The 24,319-nt window shown below is 46.9% G+C and carries 18 protein-coding genes; 7 read left to right on the forward strand and 11 right to left on the reverse strand.

What is annotated here, in order from left to right; all coding sequences use genetic code 11:
• Positions 1-6 precede the first annotated feature (6 nt).
• Positions 7-2,082, reverse strand: a complete 2,076-nt coding sequence (locus MKY73_RS06790; RefSeq protein WP_339306417.1) for a methyl-accepting chemotaxis protein — start codon at positions 2,080-2,082, stop codon at positions 7-9.
• A 260-nt stretch (positions 2,083-2,342) separates the two neighbouring features.
• Here MKY73_RS06790 and MKY73_RS06795 point away from each other — a divergent pair, with 260 nt between their 5' ends.
• The gene (locus MKY73_RS06795) at positions 2,343-3,371 is read left to right on the forward strand and encodes a hypothetical protein (RefSeq protein ID WP_339306419.1); all 1,029 of its coding nucleotides are present in this window, start codon (positions 2,343-2,345) and stop codon (positions 3,369-3,371) included.
• Between the two features lie 102 nt (positions 3,372-3,473).
• Here MKY73_RS06795 and MKY73_RS06800 read toward each other — a convergent pair whose 3' ends face one another.
• From MKY73_RS06800 to MKY73_RS06815, 4 genes are all read right to left on the reverse strand, one after another.
• Entirely contained in the window at positions 3,474-4,193 is a 720-nt protein-coding gene (locus MKY73_RS06800) for an SDR family NAD(P)-dependent oxidoreductase (RefSeq protein ID WP_339306420.1), read from the reverse strand.
• Between the two features lie 174 nt (positions 4,194-4,367).
• Positions 4,368-9,338: a discoidin domain-containing protein gene (locus MKY73_RS06805; protein WP_339306421.1), complete on the reverse strand. Its 4,971-nt coding sequence runs from the start codon at positions 9,336-9,338 to the stop codon at positions 4,368-4,370.
• 523 nt (positions 9,339-9,861) lie between these two features.
• Positions 9,862-11,925 carry a family 43 glycosylhydrolase gene (locus MKY73_RS06810; RefSeq protein ID WP_339306423.1) on the reverse strand — a complete coding sequence of 688 codons (2,064 nt, stop codon included), beginning with the start codon at positions 11,923-11,925 and terminating at the stop codon, positions 9,862-9,864.
• A 34-nt stretch (positions 11,926-11,959) separates the two neighbouring features.
• Positions 11,960-13,888 (reverse strand): carbohydrate-binding protein, encoded by a 1,929-nt coding sequence (locus MKY73_RS06815; protein WP_339306424.1) that lies wholly within the window; start codon positions 13,886-13,888, stop codon positions 11,960-11,962.
• Between the two features lie 860 nt (positions 13,889-14,748).
• On the opposite strand from MKY73_RS06815, the gene MKY73_RS06820 reads away from it, so the two are divergent.
• Together MKY73_RS06820 and MKY73_RS06825 are read left to right on the forward strand one after the other, a co-directional pair.
• On the forward strand, positions 14,749-15,108 hold the full coding sequence (locus tag MKY73_RS06820; protein ID WP_339306425.1) for a hypothetical protein: 360 nt from the start codon (positions 14,749-14,751) through the stop codon (positions 15,106-15,108).
• A gap of 40 nt (positions 15,109-15,148) precedes the next feature.
• Entirely contained in the window at positions 15,149-16,420 is a 1,272-nt protein-coding gene (locus MKY73_RS06825; RefSeq protein WP_339306427.1) for an exosporium glycoprotein BclB-related protein, read from the forward strand.
• A 231-nt stretch (positions 16,421-16,651) separates the two neighbouring features.
• Here MKY73_RS06825 and MKY73_RS06830 read toward each other — a convergent pair whose 3' ends face one another.
• Positions 16,652-17,107: a DoxX family protein gene (locus MKY73_RS06830; protein WP_339306428.1), complete on the reverse strand. Its 456-nt coding sequence runs from the start codon at positions 17,105-17,107 to the stop codon at positions 16,652-16,654.
• Between the two features lie 38 nt (positions 17,108-17,145).
• Between MKY73_RS06830 and MKY73_RS06835 the strand changes: the two genes are divergently transcribed.
• A complete protein-coding gene (locus MKY73_RS06835) occupies positions 17,146-17,529 on the forward strand; it encodes a helix-turn-helix domain-containing protein (protein ID WP_339306429.1) in 384 nt (127 codons plus the stop codon).
• Positions 17,530-17,603: 74 nt separating this feature from the next.
• Here MKY73_RS06835 and MKY73_RS06840 read toward each other — a convergent pair whose 3' ends face one another.
• The 3 genes from MKY73_RS06840 to MKY73_RS06850 all read right to left on the reverse strand — a co-directional run bounded on the left by MKY73_RS06840 (position 17,604) and on the right by MKY73_RS06850 (position 20,437).
• Positions 17,604-18,398 (reverse strand): ankyrin repeat domain-containing protein, encoded by a 795-nt coding sequence (locus tag MKY73_RS06840; RefSeq protein ID WP_339306431.1) that lies wholly within the window; start codon positions 18,396-18,398, stop codon positions 17,604-17,606.
• A 50-nt stretch (positions 18,399-18,448) separates the two neighbouring features.
• On the reverse strand, positions 18,449-19,420 hold the full coding sequence (locus MKY73_RS06845) for a phosphotransferase (RefSeq protein WP_339306433.1): 972 nt from the start codon (positions 19,418-19,420) through the stop codon (positions 18,449-18,451).
• 243 nt (positions 19,421-19,663) lie between these two features.
• Positions 19,664-20,437, reverse strand: coding sequence for an SDR family oxidoreductase (locus tag MKY73_RS06850; RefSeq protein WP_339306434.1), 774 nt, complete (start codon positions 20,435-20,437; stop codon positions 19,664-19,666).
• A gap of 127 nt (positions 20,438-20,564) precedes the next feature.
• On the opposite strand from MKY73_RS06850, the gene MKY73_RS06855 reads away from it, so the two are divergent.
• Positions 20,565-21,392 carry a helix-turn-helix transcriptional regulator gene (locus tag MKY73_RS06855; protein WP_339306435.1) on the forward strand — a complete coding sequence of 276 codons (828 nt, stop codon included), beginning with the start codon at positions 20,565-20,567 and terminating at the stop codon, positions 21,390-21,392.
• 50 nt (positions 21,393-21,442) lie between these two features.
• The gene (locus MKY73_RS06860; protein ID WP_339306437.1) at positions 21,443-22,030 is read left to right on the forward strand and encodes a DUF1629 domain-containing protein; all 588 of its coding nucleotides are present in this window, start codon (positions 21,443-21,445) and stop codon (positions 22,028-22,030) included.
• A 188-nt stretch (positions 22,031-22,218) separates the two neighbouring features.
• Here MKY73_RS06860 and MKY73_RS06865 read toward each other — a convergent pair whose 3' ends face one another.
• Positions 22,219-22,797: a TetR/AcrR family transcriptional regulator gene (locus MKY73_RS06865; RefSeq protein WP_339306439.1), complete on the reverse strand. Its 579-nt coding sequence runs from the start codon at positions 22,795-22,797 to the stop codon at positions 22,219-22,221.
• A 132-nt stretch (positions 22,798-22,929) separates the two neighbouring features.
• On the opposite strand from MKY73_RS06865, the gene MKY73_RS06870 reads away from it, so the two are divergent.
• A complete protein-coding gene (locus MKY73_RS06870; RefSeq protein ID WP_339306441.1) occupies positions 22,930-23,832 on the forward strand; it encodes a CPBP family intramembrane glutamic endopeptidase in 903 nt (300 codons plus the stop codon).
• Positions 23,833-23,923: 91 nt separating this feature from the next.
• Here MKY73_RS06870 and MKY73_RS06875 read toward each other — a convergent pair whose 3' ends face one another.
• On the reverse strand, positions 23,924-24,115 hold the full coding sequence (locus MKY73_RS06875) for a hypothetical protein (RefSeq protein WP_339306442.1): 192 nt from the start codon (positions 24,113-24,115) through the stop codon (positions 23,924-23,926).
• Positions 24,116-24,319: the final 204 nt, after the last annotated feature.

Below are 24,319 nucleotides of genomic sequence, written 5' to 3' on the forward strand. Positions count from 1 at the left end.
TGTGGATCATGACTTTACTTTAAACTGGCTCAATTCCTCTTGAAGTTTGCCAGATAGCTGGTTCAACTGTTTCGACAGATCAGCTACCTGTTCAATACTATCCAGCTGCTCCTGCGTGCTGGCGCTTACTTCTTCCGTTGATGCCGAGTTCTCCTCTGTGGTGGAAGAAATAATCTCCAGTGCCTGGAATATCTCATCTTTGTGTTTGTGTACATTGGAGGTGTTGTTGGTAATTTGCATCATACGCTGCTGCAGATCTTTCAGGTCTTGGTTAATGCTGAAGAATACATGCTTGGTATCTTCGACGGATTTGGCATTTTCCTCCGCAATCTTCATACCGCGCATGGTATGTTCAACCGACAGGGTTGTTTTCTCTTCAATCACATTCACTTTTTTGTTAATTTCCTCTGTTGCCTGAGCGGTCTGTTCTGCAAGTTTGCGGACCTCTTCGGCAACAACGGCGAATCCTCTTCCATGTTCGCCAGCACGTGCGGCCTCAATGGAGGCATTCAAGGCGAGCAGGTTCGTCTGAGAGGCAATCTGTTTGACCGTGTCCACAAAACTGGATATTTCATTCCGGCTCAGATCAATCTCCTGAATAATGGAGGACACCGCTTGAGTGGACTGATGATTTTCCTCCGACCATTTCGATAATTGCTCCACGACCGCAAGTCCTTGGCTGCTTTGATCGGCAGATGTCTGTACGACCGTCCCCATAGCCTGTGTATCGGTGGCAATTTCATCGATCTGGCTGGATAACGAGCCTGTTTTGCGTAAGATATTTTCCGTTTCAATGGACTGATAATTCGTGGCATTGGCAATCTCGTTAATGGCTGTCGATGTATCATTCATGGTCACAGCCGTTCGTGAGGAGATGGCTTGCAGATCATTCGACGACTGGTTCAGAATTTGCGCCGAGCTGCCGACCATTTGCAGCATACCTTGAATTTTTTGTACCATGGAATTCAAACCTGTGGCGATCTGTCCAATTTCATTATTGGATTTGATATCCAGTATGACGGTGAGGTCACCTTGTTCAATCTGTTTGATCTTGGCCAGCAGTTGTGGTATGGAGCGTAACAGACGGCGAAGGGTAATATAACAGATAATCACTAACAGAAGAGTGGCTGCAGCAAAACCGCCAAGCGTAATCCACGTGAACGTTTTTAATTCACCCAGTACTTCTTTCTCTGTTATCGTCAGACCAACGGACCATCCCGTATCCTTGCTGGTAGCGTAGCCGATATAACGACGTTCCCCATTGTCGTTCATCAGTTGTACGCCGTTCTCACCGGCAAGCATTTTCTTGCCGATTTCCCCCATGTCCCCCGTACTGTCGAGGATGTTCTCCTTCAGCACCTTCTCTTGATCGGGATGGTACAGAATTTCTCCGCTCTTGGACAACAGCATGGAATAACCCGTGCTACCAAGGGAATAGCTCTCCATGATGGCTGGAATATCCTTAAATGCAATATCCGCTGCGGCGAATCCGATCATGTTGTTGTTGTCGTCTTTGATGGGATAAAAGATACCCATGAGTACATCGCCTGCTGCAATATCAATGTATGGATCGGAGAAGTAAAGTCCGTCTGCATCGATAACCGGTTTGTAGTATGGACGAGACTGGATATCGAAGTCCGGTGCAGATACGACACCATCATTCTGAATCCAAAAACCTTTTCCATCCAGACCCGCGACCCAAGCATCGGCAAATGAAGGCTCTGCCTTAACAATTTCAGCCAGTGTCGCCTGTGTTTCAGCAGCGTAGGTTGAACTTGCCGCATCTGCTGCAGATGCGGTTGTTTCTATGTATTGCTTAAATAATGTGTTGGTGGACATTTGTTTGACCAGCGCGCCCTTTTCTTTGAATAGCGCATCAAATTCACTAACAATAGCCTGTGTCTTGGTCTGGAGCATGGATTCCTGCTGCTTCACCAGAATGTTTCGTGTGCTTGCGAACATAAAAGTTCCCAGCACGGAAAAGACGACTACGATGATGACGAGCAGCACAATGGACAACGTATTTGCCATACTGGATGTCCGTGCTCCCTTTTTACCCCACTTATTCAACATGTTCGACATATTCCATCTCCCCAGATGAGTAATAAAAAGCTCAAAACGCCTAAGTTATATGTCGGCATATCCTATAGTTTTATGTAGATTTCTGTCGATTAATATTGAAAGCAACGGGAAGGAAAGGGACTAGAAGATGAGGAAAATGAAAGGAAGGGTTGAAAAGAGGATAGGAATAAAAAAACGGGGTTCAGTGGTGGTTCATCCAGGTAATGTTGTTTATAATGGAATGAATTGGAACTATAAGGGTGTAAAAAGGGGGATTATCTGTGAGTGAGGTATGGCACGCTTCGATACAAGGGGCTCCATGGAATGCCAAAAAGATGCACCAGGCGGTGCATCTGTTGCGCCGAAGAGCAACGGTTCATTTTCGAGTCGATGCGGATACATACGAGGACCTTGCCGAGTTAGATGCCAAAGTGTTCTTTGCCCGCCCGGATCTAATTCTACACATATCGCATGTGGACCCTAAAGGGGGATATTCATCAGGATTTTTGGGGCGACTTGCCCAATTAAAGCATGTGTCTGCCTTGCAGCTTGATCTTTCGCAGGCACAGGATTTGACGATTCTGGGTGCGATGGAGCAACTGCAGTTTCTAAGGTTGAATTCACCTGCAAAGGCAACCCGGCTCAATTTTATTGAACACTACAACCAACTAACCTTTCTTGAACTCCGCGGCAAATTCAAAGATTTTGCTTCCATTGCAACATGCCTACGTCTCAACACCATCATTCTGAACTGCTCTATTGAATCACTCGATGTGTTGGCTGAACTGCCCATGCTTCAATATCTGTCCCTGGATCATGGCGAGTTAAAAGGTGGACTGGATGTATTGACAGAGTCAACTATCTCGATGTTGAAGCTAAGCTCTGTTCGCAAGCTGACAAGTGTTCAGGGACTCGAACAGATGCATGGGCTGGAGTATCTGCATCTGTCCTTGCCCAAGCTGGAGCAATTATGCGACTTTTCCCAGATGACCTGCCTCAGACAGCTCGAACTGGACTATATGAAATCGTTGCGGGATACAGAATATCTATGGACAGCTGGCACTTTGGAATCTATTGAACTAAAGGAGATAAATACGGCGCTCAAGGCGAATTCTTTTGCTGGACTGACCGAGCTGGAGCACTTGCGCCAAATCGATTTTCGTTATATTGGTGTGAACAAAGGACGGATTGCCGCTATGCGTGATCACCTGGCCAAGGCAGGAAAGTCGAATTTGTTATATGAAAATATTCCTGAGCATGAACGCATGAATTCCATAGGCATTGCACACTTGTCGCATGTATTAATGTAGACGGTCTTCAGTCCAGCGTACGCATACATAGCGAACCCGCACTGAACGAACCGGTTGTGCGGGCAGATGTCATCGCTATCTAAGTGTTCATATCCGTGTTATCTAAGTGTTCGTATCCGTTAATGCGGGTATGTTGATCTCTTTCACACAGGCCGCCTTGGACAAGCTGATAATACATCGAACGACGGCGACCATATCCTGTAGGGGAATACGGGTCCCGTCATACTCGGCGAGTGCACGTTCCATTCCGTCTTCATAAGGAATCTCTGCCGCCAGTTCTCCCGGATTGATACATGTCACCGCGATGCGGTCCTCTCTCGTATGCTCTCTTAGAGCTTCCGTAACACCCCGTATGGCAAATTTGGAGGCGACAAATGAAACCTGGCTGTTGCCTGCATTGCTCAAACCGGCTGTTGAACCGATCAGGATGATCTTGCCTGCCTCTGACTGGCGAAGATGAGGCAGTAAAGCCTGTATACATACAATCGTTGAGGTCACATTCACATGAATAAGCTGACTGATATCTGCGGGTTCATCCCGATCAAACGTATAGTGCTCTTCAAATCCTTCCTTCTCCCAGATCCCCACATTATAAATAAGCACATCCAACGTCTCGCCTTGAAGCTGGTTGGCAATATGCTCCGCGGCCTGAAGTTCGGAAAGATCAGCCTGAATCCATATTCGCTGGACGCCATCCTCTACGTTCAGATTTTCCGGTTTGCTGCGGGAAACCACCCAGACTTTATCACCGGACTGTGGCACACCTCTAACGAATGCGTCACCCAATCCTTTGCTTGCACCAAAGACAATCATATTTTTCATACGGAACCCTCCTTGTTGAATAGCATTTAGTGAATATACATTAATCTATATCTTACTATAGAGGTGATGTATGGAACATGAAGTTTGAATGAGGTATGCTTCATCCTTGGCATAGAAAAACCACCCCTGTCCCGCAAGAACGGGAGAGAGGTGGTTGAACAGATCGTGATGACATTAATGGTAAAGTTTTAACTCGGCAATGGACCACCACCACTCGGGAGTGTCCGCGGTCAAAACCATTTTGATGTATCGCGCCGTTTGTTTGGAGAACGTATGTGAAATGACGGGTTCTGTTCCCAGGACTTCCGTAACTCCATTCCAGTGCTCGCCATCATCAGAAGTGAATAACTGGAAACTGCGAGCATAATCGTTACTGCTGCTGCCCGAATCCATGGTCAAGCGGCTGAAGCTCTGCTTGCTTCCCAGATCAATCTGGACCCATTGATCGGCATGTTGACCAGATGAAGAGGTCCAGCGTGAATTCAGATCGTCGTCTAGCATCGCCACAACATCTCCAGAGGTGGAGGCAGTCGCTGTCCATGATGTTCGATCCAGTTCAGCAGGTAGCAGATCATCCTGTTCCCCGGATATCCAGGGTGTCTGATCAGCGGTATAGACCTCTAATTCAGCTACGGACCACCAATGAGAATCAGTACCCGTCTGTACGACCTTAATATAACGTGCTTCATGTGATGCAAAGGGGATAGAAAGCAGCGGATATGATCCTTCACCCGAAGCCAGGGCTTCCCCCCATTGCTCTCCATCCAGGGAAGTAAATACTTCATAACCGCGAGCAAAGTCTTCCCGGCTGTGCGCGCTGTCCAGCACAATCCGATTCACTGGCTGCGAGGCCCCCAGATCAATCTGAATCCATTCGCCGCCTGTTTGAGTCTGACCGGAGGTCCAGCGTGTTTGGTCCGAGCCGTCGAGTATAGCCGCTGCATCGTCTCCGGTGGAAGTGGTCACGGACCAGCCGTCTGGCAGCAACCGCTTTTGTTTGCCCGTTCCATTATGATGAATAAACAACTCGGAGATAGACCACCATTGATCGGAATTCCCGATCTGTACCACCTTCACATAACGTGCCTGCTGTTCAGGGAAGGTGATGGACATGCGTCCAGGCGTGCCTTCGCCGCCTGCAATGGACGTGCCCCAGTGTTCGCCGTCATCCGAGACATAGATCCGATACTGTCTCGGATAGTCGTCTTTCGCATGACCCGGGTCCAATTCTATGGCATCGAAAGAACTCTTTTGGCCAAGGTCAATGGTAATCCATTGTCCTTCGATTTGTTTCCTCCCATTGGTCCATAGGGTATTTGAACTTCCGTCCAGCATATTGGCCGTCACATCTGCTCCTTGAGTAGAGGAGGCGGTTACGATCCATGAAGAGCGATCAGGAAGCGATACGGGCTGTGGGAGCTCCGGTGTTGCTTCAAGTTTACCAAATCGGGCAAGCTTGAGTTCAGAGATCGACCACCAGCTGTCCGCAGAGGAAGTCAATACAATCTTGACATAACGGGCGGTCTGCATGCCCAATTCCACGGACAGACTTGGAGATGTTCCAGCGCCCTTTGCGATAGGCTGGGCCCAGTTCTCGTTATCTTTGGATACGTAGATTTCGTACCCGTGAGCATAATCACCGCCGTTGTTGCCGGAGTTCATGAACACCGTATCCATAGACTGTTCGCTCCCCAGATCGATATGCAGCCAATCGCCGGGCTGCTGGATCTGTCCGGATGACCAGCGTGTAGTCAGATTACCGTCCACCATCTGCTCGACCGGCTCTGAACTGGAGGATGCCGTAATGGTCCATTGGCTCCGATCGAGATAGACTACTCCCTGCGAGGCATCCGGCTGTTCAACAACGGTATGTTCCAGCGGGTTAACCTTTACTTGTGCTTTGGCATAAACGGTAGCCGAACCCAAAGCGCCATTGGCATTGTAGAAATGCACTGTTTTGACAGTGTTGGACGGATTCCAGATTTGCGCTGTATAGACGCCTTCTTTTTCATACACGGTTGCTGCCGGATCATCTGCCCAGATATCCATCGTACGTGTTCCCGTAGAAGCCATGCTGTGCATGAACCAGTACGCGTTAAAGACTTCATTTTGCTGCATCTCGCTCGTATTCCATTTGGCTAGAGCACCTTGCGGGTCTCCAATGGACTGGAACGGCCAGATAATATGCTGCCAGGTGCGCTCCTGCTGACCGCCCAGATCCTTGATGAGACCATTGTAGAGAGCCTTAGTATTCTGCGGAGCACGTCCATAATAGGTCATCCATTCCGCTGGTGGCAGCCAGTGAATACCGTAAATGTGCTCGGCCTCATTCGAGAAGTACGTTCCATACAGGTAGGCACTGCCGTACACATGACCTACCGTAGCATGTTGGTAATCCTCCAGCCAGTTATCCCCGTCATAGTTAAACCAGTATTGCTCGGCAGCCTTCTCTTCGGTCACGAAGCCCCAGATCCCGGTGTCGCGGTAGGCTTTGTTGCCTGTCACCTCACCCCACATATATTGGCCGACCCAACTAAAGAGGGCTTCACCTGCCGCCTCCTGGTTATTCCCGCTACGATTATCGGCGTAACCACCTGCCCAGGAGTGACCTGCGTACGCATCAAAATTGCGAAGCCTTGGAAATTGATCATCTGTCCGTGAAGGATTGGCATAGTCCCGAATCAGAAGGTCAACCATGTCGCCGTAATCTTGCAAGAATGCTTGGTCATATGTGGCCAGTACAGCCGATGCAAAAACGTAATAGCCGTAGGTAAAATGATGATCTGTCAATCCGGTATTAACACCAAATCCACTACCGTAAGGGAAAATGGTTCCCCACTCATCCGAATAATAAAAATAATACGAGTGCAAAGGTTCATCCGGCGAATAAGTATACCAATCTGTCAAAATGTTTCGAAGCAGGGACAGATAGTGGTCTCGCCTTACCGTATCTCCGATCTGGTCGCTGATGAGTACACCCAGCGCAAGCGGATGAAGCTTTTTCCCTTGCCAGTAAGGATCCTCACTCATCAGATTGCCTGCCGTATCCGCGTCAAGCTGATCCAGATAGCTGATTAATTGTGCACGCGAGTAGGTCGGATCATCCGGCTCTACAAACTGCGGAATAATGCCATAGAATCGATCCTGTGTCGTAAACGTATTGCCTTCACTTACTTTCATCATGCCGCGAATGGAAGGGTAAGCATGCTCCGTTAACGGAGTAGTCGCCAGTTTCCATTGGTGCGGGAACAAGGCCATGAGTGTCTCGGAGGAAAAGCCTACCCGTTTCGTCTGGGTTACCGAGTTGAAGGTAGTCGTTACCAGTGAAGTGCTCTCGTTATAATTGTAGTCCACTTGTGTATCGGTAACAAAGGCGTAGGCATGCTGGTAATAATAAGGCAGCTCTGCCGCGGACGGCAGGGTAGCCAGTGACAGATAGTTTTCGCTCTGGCCCAGCTTGATCTTGAGCGTATTGCCAAGTTTCATAAATACGGTTCCTTCAGGTGCAAAGATCCCGTAATTTCTTTTAAAGGTCTGAGGCTTGGGCGCTCTGTCCTGATTGGTTATTTCAACGCCGATATGATCGGCCGTCAGTGATTCTCCATCCTTCAGAACAATTTCACGGTTCTGATCATCGAAGAGACGGGTGATGTTGGGCGAACGAACAATAATGGTATCCGGGTTATCGAAGGTGTTGTACAGGAAAGGGGAGCCCTTCACAAACGTGGTGTTCATTTTGGCCGTTTCATCATCACTCATGATGATCGTGGAGGAATAATCCCCGTATCCCGCCACCTTGGTATTGACCTCCGCCGGATTCATATTACTGGTGGTCATGATCAGATCCGGTTCCCCGTCAGCGTCCATAGAACCGCCATCAGCCGAAACGTAACCAGCTCCGGGGTTCAGAAGTTGAAGTCCTTGTTTGGTATATCTGCTTTTGAGTGGGAGTGTGACCAGACTGTTGCCATCCCCCAGATCAGATACAAGAATAGACTGCCACCAGTCATTGGAAGGGAGAGGCGCCGTAATATCAGCCGTACGATTTTTCGGATTTTTCGGCTGCAGCATCGTGATGTCATTTACAGCGTAACTGCCGGAACCCATCTGTACGGATGACGGTTCAGGGATATTCGGAATGGTATGCACAGGTTTGGCATCACCTTCGATATACTCGTAGACATCAAATGCGTACAGGGAGTATCCGTTGGTTGTTCCTCTGCCAAGTCCGGCCAATTTCACATACCGTGCTTCGGCGTATACCGGAATTTCATCCCGTCCACCGTTGCTGTGCAATTCCCGGTACAATGTAGTCCATTGCTGTGCGTCATTGGATACTTGAATATCATATGCACGTCCGAAAGCGTTTTCCCATTGCAGGGATACGTTCCCGATTTCCCGGATCAGTCCAAGGTCTACAACAATCCATTCCTGATCCTTGTAGATGGAAGACCAACGTGTATCCGGGTTGCCATCCGTTACATTCCGGGCTTCGTAGTTCTTTTTTTCCATTTTGGCTTTATCCTCGGCTGAACGACTGGGCTCATCAATTTCTTCCGAAGACGCTGTAACCGGTTGTCCAAGTGCAAGGTTCATAGCTGCTGGTTTGGGAGGTGGATTTGCTCCGCCCGTCCCGTATACATTGAATTCGTATACAGAGATGCCATAGGCTTGCTGTGCTCTTTGATGGCTGAACAAGCGCACATATCGTGCCTCTGCTGTGACCTCAATCTCATTCAGGCCGCCTTGCCCCTTTGTTGTGGAGTAAACAGACTGCCAATGGACCTCGTCGTTGGATACTTCCAGATCAAAGCTGGAAGCATACGCATTTTCCCATTGGATGGAGATGCCCGAGATGGAGGCCACTGCGCCTAAGTCAACATAGATCCACTGCGGATCTTGCTGCCATATGCTTTCCCAGCGGGTGTTTTTGTTGCCATCAACCACATGGTCTGCCGTATTGCCGCCCAGAGATGAGGAACTGTACACCGGCCGGTTCAAGGATAACAGATGATGTTCCTCATCTGCGGCGTGCACTTTTGAGATTGGCCACAGCGGGATGCTGCTAATCAATAACAGAACAGATAACATCAAGTTGATGTAGATGTGGCGTGTCTTTCCTTTTTGACTCGTTCTTACCTTCATATGACTCTCCTTCTCCTTTGTTAGCCCTTTCCATCTCACCAGATAGAGCTTATCTTTTTCCTTACTCGCTACCGTATGTATCATTCTGTTCTCCCGTGTTGCATTTGTGAGATGTGAATCCAATGCTCAACACGGGATATTCAGGTGCCCCAATGTGTATATCGATCATTTGGTCTGGAATATAAAGTTTTTCTAAACGTTTTCGTAGAAAAGGAGACATATGTCCTACATCATGTATGGGGAATGTGCAACTGTGAAATCAAGACTCGGGCTGGTTGTTTTCCAATAATACAACGTCTTCGCCCCGCTGCTGCCTGAGAGCAATATTGTCCCTTCCCCAAGTGCACATGACATCCACGATGGTATTGGAGGTAATGCCATATTGTGTAAGTCCGTATTATAAAACAGTACCGGACTTTTTGAATTTAAAGGTAAATATTCTTATAAGAAATGTATTGAAAAGAACCTGGCTCCACACATGATGGAGTTCCAGGTCCTGATCGATAACCGAATAAAATCACATTTATTCTACGCGGAAATAATCGAAATCTGCATATCCTCCGGTAGACTTCGTTGCATAATTGAATAGTGCAAACCGGTATCCCATAAAGTGTGGCAGTGTGTAAGACATTTGAAGTGTATTGCCAAGGGATATCCAGTTGTTGCCATCCAGACTATAAGCAAAGTAGGCTTTGTCTGTCTGGTTCGTAAAATCACAGATGATGCGGAGATAGATTCTGTTCTGGTTCAATGGCACCGTTGCTACTTCGGTCATGGTGCCGGAACTGGCATTGGCCATAACGATGGATTTGGTGCTGCCCGTCATCTTTACGCCGACCAAGCCGTATCTGGCCTGAAAAGCAGCGAGTCCAGCATAATCACCATCCTTCATGCCTGCTGTATCCAAAGCGGTAATGCCCGTGCTTTTTGGACCAAAGGTTCGTTGTGTCAGTGTGTTGCGGGCTTCCAACAGGTTTTTGCTGATTTTGCCTGCGGTTAGCCGCATGAAACCGGGTCGCTGGAGCAGGGACCAGTTGGCAGCATCGGGGTTATGATTCCATTGCCAGTATGGAGCCAGACTAGATGTGCCGGTAGATGAATTGCTTGTCAGTGAGACGTCATCTACATAAAACGCCATCAGATCATTGGTCGGGTCCGGATTCGAGTTATACGGTGTTTCCACAAAAATAAAGCTTTGGGACAGGTCTGCGTTCGACGGAACAGTATACGTACCCTGAAGGGTGCCCCATTGTCCGCGGGTTAGCGTTGCACTGCCCATAATGCCAATTCCGGTATAACTTGCACCGTTCTGGATGCTAAGATTGAACGTTTTGGTTGCGGGACCAGCGGTGTATTTGATCTTAGCCGAAAAAGAGTACGTTTCCCCTGGTAACAGCTTACCTGTAACCATCTGTTTTGCACCGCCTGCTGTCTGCTGTCTGCCGCTGACAAGCAGGCTTTTGGTACCGCTAAACGCTTCGGCATTCGTTAAGCTGATGGTTGCTGTATTGTTGCTTGTCCACGGCTGAATGGTGCTGTCCTCAAAGCCGCCGTTCACTAACAGTTGCGTTACTGAGGGTGTACCTGATGTGGTTGCGTTGAACTCATCCGACCCGTAGATTTTGGCAGCAGGCTGACCTTCAACGGGCATATTCATGTTAAGAGGAACCTTGCCGTTCACCCCAAACACAGGCCAGTTATCCGACCATGTCACCGGCACGAGATAGGGAATGCGTCCAACAGCTCCGCTATCTCTGAACAGCAAGCCGTACCATGCACCGGATGCGGTATCCACGATACCTCCTTGGGCAATGCCCGAGTCTCGTAGTACAACTTTACCTGTGTATGGCCCTGTCAATGTGTTTGCACGATAGGCAAGCTGAATGCGGCCATCACCCGAAGGCCAGGCAATCAGGAATACATAGTACATGCCGTTGATCTTCTGAATATGTGCTCCTTCTGCCTTTACAATCATGTTAGAGCCAGCTATACTGCTCGCGTTTGGAATTAGAACCTGATTCAGCCCTCCGGCCTTGACGGCCTTCGCATCAGGTGTCAGCTCAACGATACTGATGTTATCACTGCCATGAGCAAGAAAGGTTCGATTCCCGTCAAACAAGAGGGAGGGGTCATGATAATAACTGTTCAAGGTGTAAGGAGTCCATGGCCCTGTTTCAATATTGCTGGTTTGGTAAATATACGTCTTGCCGGTGGAAAGGGAGCCAAAAGCCACATAATATACTCCATTGTTGTACCGCAAGCTGCTGGCCCAGGAACCGCGCCCATACTCGTTTTGTCCGTTGTTCAGATTCTGTATATCCCCGTTTCCAAGCGTATCATACACATAGTTTACGATGCTCCAGTTGACCAGATCATAAGACTTCATCACAGGTACACCCGGATTCATATGCATCGTTGTGCTGGTCATATAGAAGGCATTGCCCACCCGGATGACATCACTGTCAGGAACATCCGCATAAATGACCGGATTGCTGAACGTTGATGCAGAAGCGGTAGGACTTGTCGTTGACAGCGATGCCACAAGTAACGGAAGAGAGAGCAGAAGCGTACAGATTTTTTTCCACATAACTTGTCCTCCCAAGTCTATCTTGACCTTTGTGTTATTGTGAGTGTTCAAGATAATCAATATAAGCATCCCACGTGCCATTATCCGTTGTTACGACCAGCTTGACTTCCTGATTGCCTGTAGCATGTGTGATGTTCGACAGGGTCTGTACGGTCGGTTGTGTACCGGTAAAGTAGAATGAACCCGCCGTTACACCCCCGATGACAAGATCGACACGGGCCGTCTCATTGTTGTTGGAAGCACCGCGGACAGAGAAATGATGGGTTGGGAAAGCATAATATTGATTGTATGCTGCATAATCATTGTTGGCGTAGAGTGCTACTCCATTAAAAGGGGAGCTGATCACACCGGCATATTGACCGCCAAGTGTCATGCTTTCCGTTTCGATGCGAGTAACGGACGGGTTAGGATTGGGGTTGGGGTTGCCGCCCGAACCGGATGTAAACTGCCAGTAATCCAGTTTGAACAGGTTTCCATTACCTGAGCCTGTAAACACCAGATACAAACGATGTACGCCCGTAGCGTTGGTTACATTGGTCTCCATCTCGCGCCACGTTTGCGCACCGCCGGTTGAGCTTACATTAAGTGTTCCAACCAGAGGACCTGTCGGACTGTCCAGTCGTACCTCGATGTTGCCATTTCCGGTAGAAGCGACATTAGCCTTGAATTTGGAGGCTCCAGCTGAGCCAAAATCCACATTGCCGACCGCGATCCAATCTCCATTATGAATATTAGTGACATTCTGATTGGCTACAGGTCCACCGCTCGCTTGACTCGGCTCAGTGTTAATGCCTGCTTGCCAGCCAATGGTTTCCGCTTCCACCCGGACATACGGGTTGAGGTTGGTCGTTTGGGATACACCAGTCATGTTACCCTGCACTTCCTGGATGGTGCCATCCGCGTTGTGGGTCAGCTTGTTAATGTGGGTGGAACGGTACCCTTTGCCATCCCCGAGGAATGCCTTACTTACTGTTTGTGCATGGTATGCCACATACCATTCGTTGTTGAACTGGAATACGGCATGGTGGTTATTGCCGCCTACACCGAAGAACGTACCGGGATTTTTCAGAAAGTGGCCTTTATACGTAAAAGGGCCCATTGGGCTGTCACTGACCATGTATCCGATCTCACCTTTTGGATATGCAGCGGGATGTGTTCCCGCGAAGTTGATGCAGTAGGAGTAGTAATATTTCCCGTTATACTTATGAATACCGGAATCTTCGAACATATAAGGAGAATCAATCGTAACGGCACTGCCCACCACGCTGATCATGTCGGCACCGAGACGAATGACCCGAGCTGTTTTGGGATTAGCAATGGAAGCAGCATTGGTATCGTTCGGAATACCCCCTCCAGCATACAGGTAAGCAGAGCCATCATCATCGACAAGTACAGCCGGATCAAAGAGCCACGTTACACCTGACATACCTGGTGTTCCGTGCGTCAAGAGGGCACGTCCGATTGGATCGGACCAAGGACCGATGGGGGAATCCGCTGTGAGTACCCCAATACCTCCACCCGAGTTGGCAAAATACAGGAAAAATTTCTCTTTGCCAGCAATCGTTTTTTTCGCCATGGCAGGAGCCCAGGATTGGGTAGCCCATTTGGCAATACCTTGTCCATTATTTGCATTATTGGCACCCGCTACAGGGATGGAACCATGGTCTGTCCAGTTCACCATGTCAGCTGAAGAGATGACGTTAATTTTCCCGATGGTGCTGTACTGGTTCTCTCTGACAGAGCCGTCACTGTTGTACAGATATGCATCACCTGTCATGTAGACATAGACGCGATTGTTATGGACGAGCACATAAGGGTCAGCTCCAAGTTTGTGATCGATGAGAGGATTGGAATTTCCAGGAAGTTTGGCTACAGCTGCATTGGCTGCATGGCTTGGTTCAACGGGTAGGATGACAAAGATTAGCAGACACGCCAACAATAAAACTAGCGGTTTACGGATCATACATTTCGCCTCCATGAGATTGGAATAGTGGTGATCGAAAGTTAGAATAGCAGAGATGATGAAATGCTGAAAAAATGAAGAGATGTCCCTCATGTCACCCCCTTTTTGAATAGTTGTTAGGTCAGCTGTTAGGTTAAGTCATGCTGTTATATATGGTTTAAGCCAAGCGACCTGTACACCGTGTGCGTGGTCACGGGGATAAGGGGATGGCTATAACCCAAAGTAAGCCTGCATCTGTGTGTGGGATTAGAAGTGCTATAATCTGTCAGGTTTCTTTTTGTAATCGCTTTCAATAAAATGGGTTAGAACTGGAATTTGGCGAAAAAAGAGATTTGACCATATCTAAATGTAATTATTTTTCATATTTTCTTTTAATTGTTTATTAACTTGACGATATCATATCACAATTTTAAGATAATACAATCTTTTTCTATGTTGAAGTAGAGGATGAAGAAGAACATTACTCTTTCGCTAGAATTAAAACGGATGGATCAGCTTTAAATGAGTTCATAATCTCATGAAATAAACACAGATATATAGACACGTCTTAAGCAGCGGCCGTTTCCCTGTCAATGAAAGGGGAGTCGGTCGTTTTTTTGCTGGAATCGAGTTGGGTTACCAGACCAAAGACTCGCGCACTAGTTGCTCGACTTTTACGAGTATCAATCGTTTGCTGTTTTGCCTGTCCATTCATTGCTTAGAATCACGGGTTGTACAGGGTTGTTGTTTATTGACAATGGTGAACTTGCCCCCTGTGTTTTGTCCACACCGTTGATTTTGTTCTTGAATACTACTATCAAGTGAGCTTATGCCAAAACCTGCTAGAGTATGAGGTTCATAAAAAGGTGGGATGGGGAAAAATGTCTATTTTATCAACAGGTCCGATAGAAAACAACCCGGTTTCCGGACTTAGACCGACACAACGAGTAACGATTCGATTGGTAAGTCAGACTGATGTGGATTCTGTAACAGTATCCATTCAGGGTTATGTGCTAAGCACAACCAGAACACTGTATGTAAGTGAAGTGATTAGTGTAGCCCCTAACGAAGCAGTGACGAGAGATTATTTTGCAGATTTAGATGCGTTTGAGTTTGTTTTTGGAACGGATGTGGCAGGTGTGAAGGAAGTGGGGATTTCCGTGTGGGGCAAACAAGCTTCCGGACAATTGGTTGATGCACACCGGGTGGTGGAGCACGAGGAAACAGTTCAAAACACTTAGGAAAAAAGATATCCCAATCCCATGAAGAGGAGATGTAGCGATGAGCTTTTTATCAACAGGGCCGATAGAAAATAATGCGGTTAGTGGTGTAAGACCGACTCAGACAGTAACAGTCAAGATCGATAACCGCAGTGATGTGGCTACCTCAACCATACAAATACAAGGGTATTACATGAGTGGTGGAATGAGAGTTCTGTATATCAGTGAGACTTTTGACCTTGCACCCAATCAGGTATTGACCAACAATTACTTTGCCAATCTGGATGCCTTCGAGTTTACTTTTACAACAACAGCGACGATTAATGATCCTGTTCAAGTATCCGTATGGGGTAAGAGCAGCACAGGCACTTTGGTAACAGCCCACCGTTTGGTTTCTTCTGAATTGCTAGGCGAAATCCCGAGCATTACTGGGGCAACAGGAGCAACGGGCACCGCAGGTACGACTGGAGCAACAGGAGCGACAGGCACCGCAGGTACAACCGGAGCTACTGGAGCAACGGGCACCGCAGGTACAACCGGAGTAACGGGAGCAACGGGCACCGCAGGTACGACTGGAGCAACGGGAGCGACAGGCACCGCAGGTACAACCGGAGTAACGGGAGCAACGGGCACCGCAGGTACGACTGGAGTAACGGGAGCGACAGGCACCGCAGGTACGACTGGAGCAACGGGAGCAACGGGCACCGCAGGTACAACCGGAGCTACTGGAGCAACGGGCACCGCAGGTACGACCGGAGCTACTGGAGCAACAGGTACAGCAGGTGTAACCGGAGCTACTGGAGCGACAGGTTCTGGAGCAATTATTCCTTATGCATCAGGACTTCCGGTTGCGTTGACTACGGTATTGGGCGGCCTTCTGAATACCTCCAGTTTAGTTGGTTTTGGCAACAGCGCTACGGGGGTAAGTGTTAATGGAGGAATTATTGATCTCACAGGCGCTGCTGGAACTTTGCTTAACTTTGCGTTCTCCGCATCACGTACCGGAACGATTACTTCACTGGCTGCATATTTCAGCACGACAGCCGGACTGAGCTTGGTTGGATCTACAGTAACCATAACTGCACAATTATTCCGCTCCACTACACCGAATAACTCCTTTACAGCTGTACCTGGTGCATTGGTCACTTTGGCTCCCCCACTCACCGGAATTCTGGCACTGGGCACAATATCCAACGGCTTGACTACAGGACTGAGCATTCCGGTGGCCGCAGGTGACCGCCTGCTTATGGTCTTCTCGGCATCAGTAACAGCGGGTCTTGATGTAGCTACAACCGTGGCCGGATATGCAAGCGGCGGTCTGACCATCACTTAACGGAAAATTATATATCAAGTTGTTAGACAGGGGCCCTTGCCAATATGGCGAGAGGTCCCTGTTTATATGTGAGCACATCGGTAACAGGATAGCTATAAAATGCTATCATAGATTATTATGACCACTTTTTAAAACAGGTTGGAAATAGTCTTTCATTCTTAACCTACCCAAAGGATACGTATATAAAATTGGGTTGGGTGGGAGAACAGATAAGTCTGATGAGCGCCGTGTTCATAGTCTTCCAAAGGTTACGATTAATGCCAGAACCATAAAAAGGATATTCACGCCAAGCTCCCGATACTCACTGCGCCGAATATGAAACAGCATCCCAAGAAATGCGACCGCTGCCAGAGCCATTCCGGCGATCGGCGTAAGCAGCGGAGCTATGTTCAGCGCCCACGGCAAAACGAGGCCCAGCGATCCGATCAGCTCCGCGATTCCGATCAGCACAACCAGACTTTTTGGCACATCATCGACCCAGGCCCACATCTTTTTTGATGACTCGATACGAATGGTTTTCATCCATCCCGAATATACGAAGCCTGCCGCCAATATGATTTGTACGATCCATAACGTTATATCCATCGTTTCTTTTCCCCTCACTTGTTCAATTTTGATGTCTGCCTCTATACTAAAGTGAGAAAGTCCAATCAGGAAGTAGGCACTTAAACCTAACCAGGTAACCAAAAGTAAACCCTCGTATGACTAGAAAGTGAGGAATGCAAATGACGGTGTATTGCAAATTTGGAACGGCGCTGGATATCCTTACGGGCAAATGGAAATCTTTAATTCTTCTACGCCTGCTAAGCAATAGCACAATGCGGTTCAGCGAATTACAAAAAGCCATTCCCGATATTTCGAAAAAGATGTTAGCCCAGCAGTTGAAAGAACTGGAGTATCATGATATTGTGCATCGCGAAGTGTATGCGCAGGTTCCTCCAAAGGTTGAATACTCGATTACGGAGTATGGACAGCTCATGAAACCTGTGCTTCAGACAATGAGCGACTGGGGAGTAGGGCATATGCAGCATATGGATAAGCTCTACGGTAAAGGAGCCGAGGAAGGGGCCAACGCATCCGATCTTCAAAAAGTCGATTCCTTGCGGTAAACGTCTCGGTCCCATACAAATCACACGCCAAAAAGCCCGCAAAGATTGCGGGCTTTTTCTTTCCAGTCAATCATCTATCTGTGAATCTCGCCAGCAGATTTGGCACCTTGATTCTCAAGCCAAGGGATCAGTTCAACCCATCTATGTCGTTTGGCTGTGTCCAGTGGAGTCATTCCATCCCAGGTGGCTATCCAGTTCAGTTCGGCGCCTCGGTCAAGCAAGTATTCGGCTGTTTCTCTACGACCTCCATGGCAAGCACACCAGAAGGCAACGGTTACTGCATCGGGTGGGGAAGGGGAGGTGCTTGTTCCCCAAGGATAACATTCCGGGAGTTGGACGCCTTTGAAATGATCTTGTATGGCGTGAATATTTCCAAGGGCTGCCGCATGCCAAAGGGCAAAGGTCGCCCCGCGCTCAACCAAGCGTAGTGCTGCATCCCATTGCGCGAAAGCAATAGCATCGTCCAGCGATGTGCCTCCGGCGATCACCGCGCCAGGAGCTTCAATGTCTGCGCCAGCATCTAGAAGGGCATCGAGTACTTGAACGTCATTGGAGCTTGCAGCCCAATGCAAAGGTGTCTCGATATGTGGACCGACAAAAGGAGCATTCACGTCCGCACCAAACTTGGTTAATAATCGCACCGTATCCGCTCCATGAGGGAAGTGCCCCGGCCAATCCGTAACCACGTGCAGCAGCGTTCGAGAGATACTAGAGTCCGAGTCTATGTTGTCAGGCTTTCTTTCCAAGATTCTTATATTTGCCAATCCCGGATTCTCTGCCAGCAGTTGCTGTAACGATGGGATATCTCCAGTATGAATGGCTTGAATAACGCCCACGGCGAGTCGTTCATCTTCGTAAATAAATTCCATCCTCAAATCTCCTTCCAGAGTTATATCCATATTCATGTGTATGGTTCTTATCACATAAGCATCTGAACTGCGCATCTGGCATGATACTCCGCGAGACCTCTAGCGAATTGCTGATCGGGGAATTGTCTGTGAAGCAGTTTCAACCCTCCGGATACCAAAGATAAATGATGGCAGAATCGATAAAATGTCATCCGCGCCGGGTCGAGATCATTATTTTTTAAGTACTGATACAAGTCTCCAAATCGAAACTCCAGAAAGCTATGCTCATGTTCGAGATCGAAGAATCCTGCGCCCTCAATATCAATAAGGCAGGGTTGCATCGCATGATCTATCCATATATGATCCGGACCCAGCTCTCCATGGATGAAACTATAGAGGTCTCTGGGCTGAATTGCTGCTTCCAATTCGGATAGTTTCTCAAGCAGCCTTTCTTCATTTTTTCTAATATCGGTCATGTGCCTGGATGCATAGGATAAGGCTGTTTCCGCATCGAACCGCTTGACTTTGTAGCAAGGCTCAGCCTTTTTTCTGTTATCGTTGGCGTTTCCATAAACGTTTCTTTGAATGTTATGCATATGAGTCAACATATCCCTTATCCGTTGAAACAACGCATCCCGATCTTTGGGATTGTTATGCTGGAAATAGGATTCGGCCTTCTGTCCATCCACATACTCAACAAGAGCAAAATCATAAGCGTACCGACCTCTGTCGTTATTCAGATCATACAAGGCTGGCGTTCGAATTCCATGTTGAGCGAGAAAGCGAGTGTTCAAAGAAAAAAGTTCGCTGCCGTAGGCACTGTGGAACGTGGGTTCATTCAAGATCTCTTCCTGAAAATAGTTGCTGGAAATATCCCAAACGTACAACAGGCAAATGAACCCATTCTTGAAATCCATTTTGTAAATGACTTTTTGTGCGCCTCCATGAACTCTTGCGCACTGCGTCAAGTGGTAACCGGTACCAAATACATTGTACACATAATCCTGTAATTCTTCATGAGTAAGATGGTTGTTGGACATCATTGATTTATACTCCGTTTCATCTGTAGTTGCCGGCCAGCAATCTAAATATATAGAACATTTTTCCAAAAATATAGACTGTTTCTTTTCGATCTGTTAAAGTGTTGCTTAAGGTCTGTATATTCATATGTATATCAAAGCAAGGGGTCGGGTACTCACGTTAGTGAGTGATCCGGCCCCTATTTTGTATGCAAGTTGACTCTCTGTTGACATCAAGTAAGACACTTCGAATGTAGCCACCGAATTCTATACAGTAAGTCCACCATCTACAGGCAAAACGACTCCGGTAACAAAAGAGGAATAATCACTAAGCAACCAGGCGGCTGCGTTAGCAATCTCTATAGGTTCAGCTGGACGTCGGAGAGGTGTCTTAGCACTAATTTGTTCAACAATGTCAGGGTTAATCGAAACCCATTGCTGAATCATATCCGTCATTGTAGTTCCCGGAGCAATGGCATTAACACGGATACCTGCTGGCCCGTATTCGACCGCAGCCGTTTGAGTCAGACTGTTTACCGCTCGTTTAGATGCCCCGTACGCTCCCAATCCCGGATTCCCCTTTAGACTACCCACACTGCTGGTGTTAACAATAGAACCTGACCCTGAAGTCTCCATCATAGCTTTAATCTGGGCTTTCATGCATAGCCAGACTCCTTTATAATTTACGGACTGAATCAGGTCGAAATCTTCTTCTCTTTCATCCACCAGCGATGATACCGTGACTCCGATGCCAGCATTATTAAAAGCAGCATCCAGACGGCCATATCGTTCCACTGTAGCCTTAACAGCTTCTTCAACGTTGCTTACATCTGACAGATCGGCTGTAAAATATGCTGCATCTCCGCCCGACGTCACAATTTCATCCCTGACTTTGCGCAACTCAGTCTCTGTTCTTGCGACGAGCATCACAGAAGCTCCTTGTTGTGCAAACAGCCTTGCTGCCTCAGCTCCAATGCCTCGCCCCGCACCTGTAATCATCACGATCTTGCTCGCCAACATTTGTCCTGTAATGGTTGTCATATTCATTCTCCTTGCCTGGTATTGTTGATCTCATCAACTGGCTTAAGTATACTTTGACTATTAAATGGTCACGAGAACCTGCTTGATGGTGGGTTTACGAGTGATAGGATAAGGGGGGAGCTTTTACTTGAACGACAGTGAGCGCCGGTTAGCGCTAGGTAATTTCTTAAGAGATTTACGCTCCTCTCTATCTCCCCTTGATGTCGGCCTTTTGCCTGGGAATCGTCGTCGCACACGAGGTTTGCGGCGAGAGGAAGTTGCCGGGATCGCGAACATAGGACTTTCATGGTATACACGCCTTGAGCAAGGTCGTGATATCCGTCCATCGGTAGGTGTGCTGGAAAGCTTGGCTTCGGCGCTCAAGCTGACACCCAATGAGCGCAGACATCTCTTTCTGCTTGCTGGAGAATCACTGCCTCCTCAATCGACTATTATGGAAGACAAAATCAGCCCATCCATTCAGGACATGCTGAATGAATTGAATCCGAATCCGGCCTATGTCATCGGGAAAAAGTGGGATTTTCTTGCTTGGAATAAAGCGGCAGATGCTGTATTTACGATTAATAGGATATCACCTCCGCATGATTATAATTTGATATGGCGCCAATTTACGGATCCTGTGTGGAAAGAGGGATCGGAGGATTGGGAGAGTGTCTCACAGAGAATGATTGCCGAGTTTAGAACGTCAAGAGCACGCTATCTTAACGATGATTCATTCGACAAGCTAATCGAAGATTTGAAGAGGACAAGTGCTGATTTTACGAGGATGTGGCAGTATCACGAGGTGCCAAGCTCCCTTGACGGTTACAAGAAGCTTGTGCACCCCTCTTTTGGAGTTGTTGAGTTTGAGCATGTTACACTTCAATTTCCCAATGAACCAGATCAGCGAATCATGATTTATATGCCTCATCCAGAAACAAAATCTCGTTTAGAGCATTACTTCACGCACGAGTAGACAACCGTAAAGATTTAAAAGCACTTCATTTGGAAAGGATACATCACTCTTTGAACTATTATTTTCTGGAATCTCAATATCCATGTAGAGGGTTTATTAGTGGTGGAACGACTTTTACTCCCCAATTAGATATGAATTATGTGGCGGTAGAGAACCCGTTGCCAGAGGGGACAATGGCAGAGGTTGAGTTATTGTCTTCGGTGCGCAAGATGAATGTAGATTATTTTGAGACGATTACAGGAACAAGACATGTATCAGATCGTTTTAAGAAGCTGTTGGAGGAAAGGAAGACAAACGCACAGTTTATTCCAACAATGGTATGTTACCACGACGGTCGACCGGTGGAAGAAACCTATTGGACTGCACATCAGCTTGATCGTTTGGATGTGTTCGATTATGAACGTTCCGAATATGGGCGCAAAGCAGTCATTGCTGCATCTGTAGAACAGCCTCCACGTAAGATCGTCAAAGTTGTATCTCGAATCTGCCTTCATGAAGAGCGAATTGGTGAACATGAATTTTTTATGCTGGATTATATCAATATCTTCAAACCCATTGTTTCAAAAGATTTTTACGAAGTATGCCGAAAACATAAGCTGAATCTACACGTTACAGAAGTCGGAGAGGTAAGCTCCTGAAATGCATGGATATGAATGCATAGAAAGCACAAAGAAGCCCGCGTTAGACGCGGGTTCTTAATCTTTATTTTTCCCCGGTAGCCCTCGGATTCTCCTCATAACTTATTCAGCCGCTCCTGCTGCAGATTGGATTCTGCTAGGTTTTGGCAAGCTAAATTAACTCCCCGATCTATGTGTCATGCTTTCCTTCAACGGATAATCCAATGGATGTAGTCTTGTATCATTTCTTTGCTTCGTGTTCGATTTATTTTATCCGGCTCGAGATACAAATTGAGAGCCATCCCATTCATAAAGGCATACAGCTTATCCTGTTCCTTCTCTTCATCGGTAGTGCGTAGAAGACCTTCATTTTTCAAGTACGTAATGCAGTTCCTGATTGCGTTTTGCAGGTCCTCATAGTTGGCATCGAACCCTTTTTGCGTTTTTCCATAGCTTACAAATGCAAACCAAACCTCCATTTCCAATAATGTCTGTTCATCAGTCGGCACTAGCTCAAGCAAGTATTCAACAATTCTTTCTTGAGGCGCCAGTTCTTTTGCATTCAGATTCTTTAGCCGAGTAAGTACCTTTTCTTTAACTAACTCCATTGCAAATGCTAGCAGGCTCTCTTGTTTGGAGAAATAATGTCTTAAGGCTCCTTGTGATAATCCGGCTTCCTTCGCAATTGTTCTTGACGTTGCATGATGAATGCCCTGCTCACTAATGATTTTCCAAGTTGCTTCAGCAATAATATTCTTCATTTTCTCATGGTCCACGATTTTTGGCATACACACAGAATATCATATTATTTAACTCAACTGAAATAAATAGACGAAGAAGATGGGATGTGCTAGAGTTTATTTAACTCAACTGAATTAAAAAAAGACAAAGCAACATACCACTCAAGGAGGATCATTGGAATGAATCAGCAACTCAAAGTAATGTTTCCAGCATGGGGAAAGGCAACCGGCTTATTATGCATATTAATTATATTTGCTGCTGTATTGTGGTTAGTGTGGACCGGAAACTTGAATATAAGGTACACGGCTGATCGTGAGGAAGTGATTCCAATATGGCATAGTATGTTGCCGGCATTCCTTGGTATTTTTTTAATTCGAATAATTCCTTATAAAAGTCAAGACCACCTGTATTTCCAACAAATAGATTATCAGCATTTGGTCGTTCAATCGATTGTATTATTGCTGTCAGGCGTTTTATTTACGGTTTCTCTGATAACGATAGACCCGCAAGGATTACATTTTCAGCTATATTATTTGGCATTCAAGTTGACGACACTATTGTTCATTCCGTTGATTTTATTGCTGATTTATCGCAAAATAACTGGCGGGCAACAAGACATGATCTCGAAAAAGCCTCGCTCTCGCGGACACGTCATTGCCCCACTGATCGTTATTGTGGTCTGGTGTTATCTAAAGTTCTATTCCCCAATTGCACAACCAGAAGGAGCAATCGAAGCAACCAATATGTCAGAATTACTTTTCTTGGTGTTGATCGGTTTTATGATCAATAGCGTATTGGAGGAAGTTTTTTATCGAGTGTGGCTGCAAACGCGTTTGGAGACTTTGCTTGGAAGATGGGCCGCCATATTACTAGTTTCAATACTATGGTCCATCTGGCATGTCGCCATTCAAGGAAGTGGTCAGTGGGATATGGATGTGGCAACTGTGATTGCAAATCATGGGGTTACGGGTCTCTTTCTTGGTTATCTATGGTCCCGCTATCGCAAAGTATGGGTGATTATCCTGATTCATGGACTCCTAAATGCATCCCCTTACTTTCTGTTGCAGATCTTGTTTCATTGAGCGGAAAATAAAGGTTCCCCTGAAATAAAGTGAACTACGATTGTTAGTAATCAGTAGCACACGAAGCCTCCCCCAGCGGAGGCTTTTGGTTTTAGCAGCTTGGTCCCGCCTTATGTTGAATAATCAGTGATTCGGCGTCAATTGTCACCGTAAGATCGAAAAAACGGTCACTGTACCCCTCTCTCCAGTCCTCAGGAACATCTTCGGAATAAAACCAGAAGCGAAGCAGTCGCCGCTCAGGATTTTGAAGGAATTCAACAGAAAACAAAATACGGCTAACCACCGCATTCCCTCATAACTGATCTAGTTGCTCCAACTTACTTCATTTTGTGTGTTCAGGTCTCTGAAGAATGTTCATCAACTTTAGGATATGTAGTTATGTTTTATATGTTAGATATTCTAACTTCAATTTGTGTTTTTATAACTTTTTTCTTGAATTATAGCTTTCTTTGTTATTTTTGTTAACAATAAAATATTGTTGTAAATA

It is taken from the genome of Paenibacillus sp. FSL R5-0519, from assembly GCF_037974275.1.
Lineage (GTDB): Bacteria > Bacillota > Bacilli > Paenibacillales > Paenibacillaceae > Paenibacillus.

What these genes read in the sequence shown, in the direction of transcription:
- MKY73_RS06800 (WP_339306420.1), bottom strand. Translation starts at nt 4,193, where the DNA reads ATGAAAAATATGATTGTCTTTGGTGCAAGCAAAGGATTGGGTGACGCA.
- MKY73_RS06835 (WP_339306429.1), top strand. Translation starts at nt 17,146, where the DNA reads ATGACGGTGTATTGCAAATTTGGAACGGCGCTGGATATCCTTACGGGC.
- MKY73_RS06805 (WP_339306421.1), bottom strand. Translation starts at nt 9,338, where the DNA reads ATGAAGGTAAGAACGAGTCAAAAAGGAAAGACACGCCACATCTACATC.
- MKY73_RS06820 (WP_339306425.1), top strand. Translation starts at nt 14,749, where the DNA reads ATGTCTATTTTATCAACAGGTCCGATAGAAAACAACCCGGTTTCCGGA.
- MKY73_RS06845 (WP_339306433.1), bottom strand. Translation starts at nt 19,420, where the DNA reads ATGATGTCCAACAACCATCTTACTCATGAAGAATTACAGGATTATGTG.
- MKY73_RS06850 (WP_339306434.1), bottom strand. Translation starts at nt 20,437, where the DNA reads ATGACAACCATTACAGGACAAATGTTGGCGAGCAAGATCGTGATGATT.
- MKY73_RS06815 (WP_339306424.1), bottom strand. Translation starts at nt 13,888, where the DNA reads ATGATCCGTAAACCGCTAGTTTTATTGTTGGCGTGTCTGCTAATCTTT.
- MKY73_RS06865 (WP_339306439.1), bottom strand. Translation starts at nt 22,797, where the DNA reads ATGCCAAAAATCGTGGACCATGAGAAAATGAAGAATATTATTGCTGAA.
- MKY73_RS06840 (WP_339306431.1), bottom strand. Translation starts at nt 18,398, where the DNA reads ATGGAATTTATTTACGAAGATGAACGACTCGCCGTGGGCGTTATTCAA.
- MKY73_RS06790 (WP_339306417.1), bottom strand. Translation starts at nt 2,082, where the DNA reads ATGTCGAACATGTTGAATAAGTGGGGTAAAAAGGGAGCACGGACATCC.
- MKY73_RS06870 (WP_339306441.1), top strand. Translation starts at nt 22,930, where the DNA reads ATGAATCAGCAACTCAAAGTAATGTTTCCAGCATGGGGAAAGGCAACC.
- MKY73_RS06825 (WP_339306427.1), top strand. Translation starts at nt 15,149, where the DNA reads ATGAGCTTTTTATCAACAGGGCCGATAGAAAATAATGCGGTTAGTGGT.
- MKY73_RS06810 (WP_339306423.1), bottom strand. Translation starts at nt 11,925, where the DNA reads ATGTGGAAAAAAATCTGTACGCTTCTGCTCTCTCTTCCGTTACTTGTG.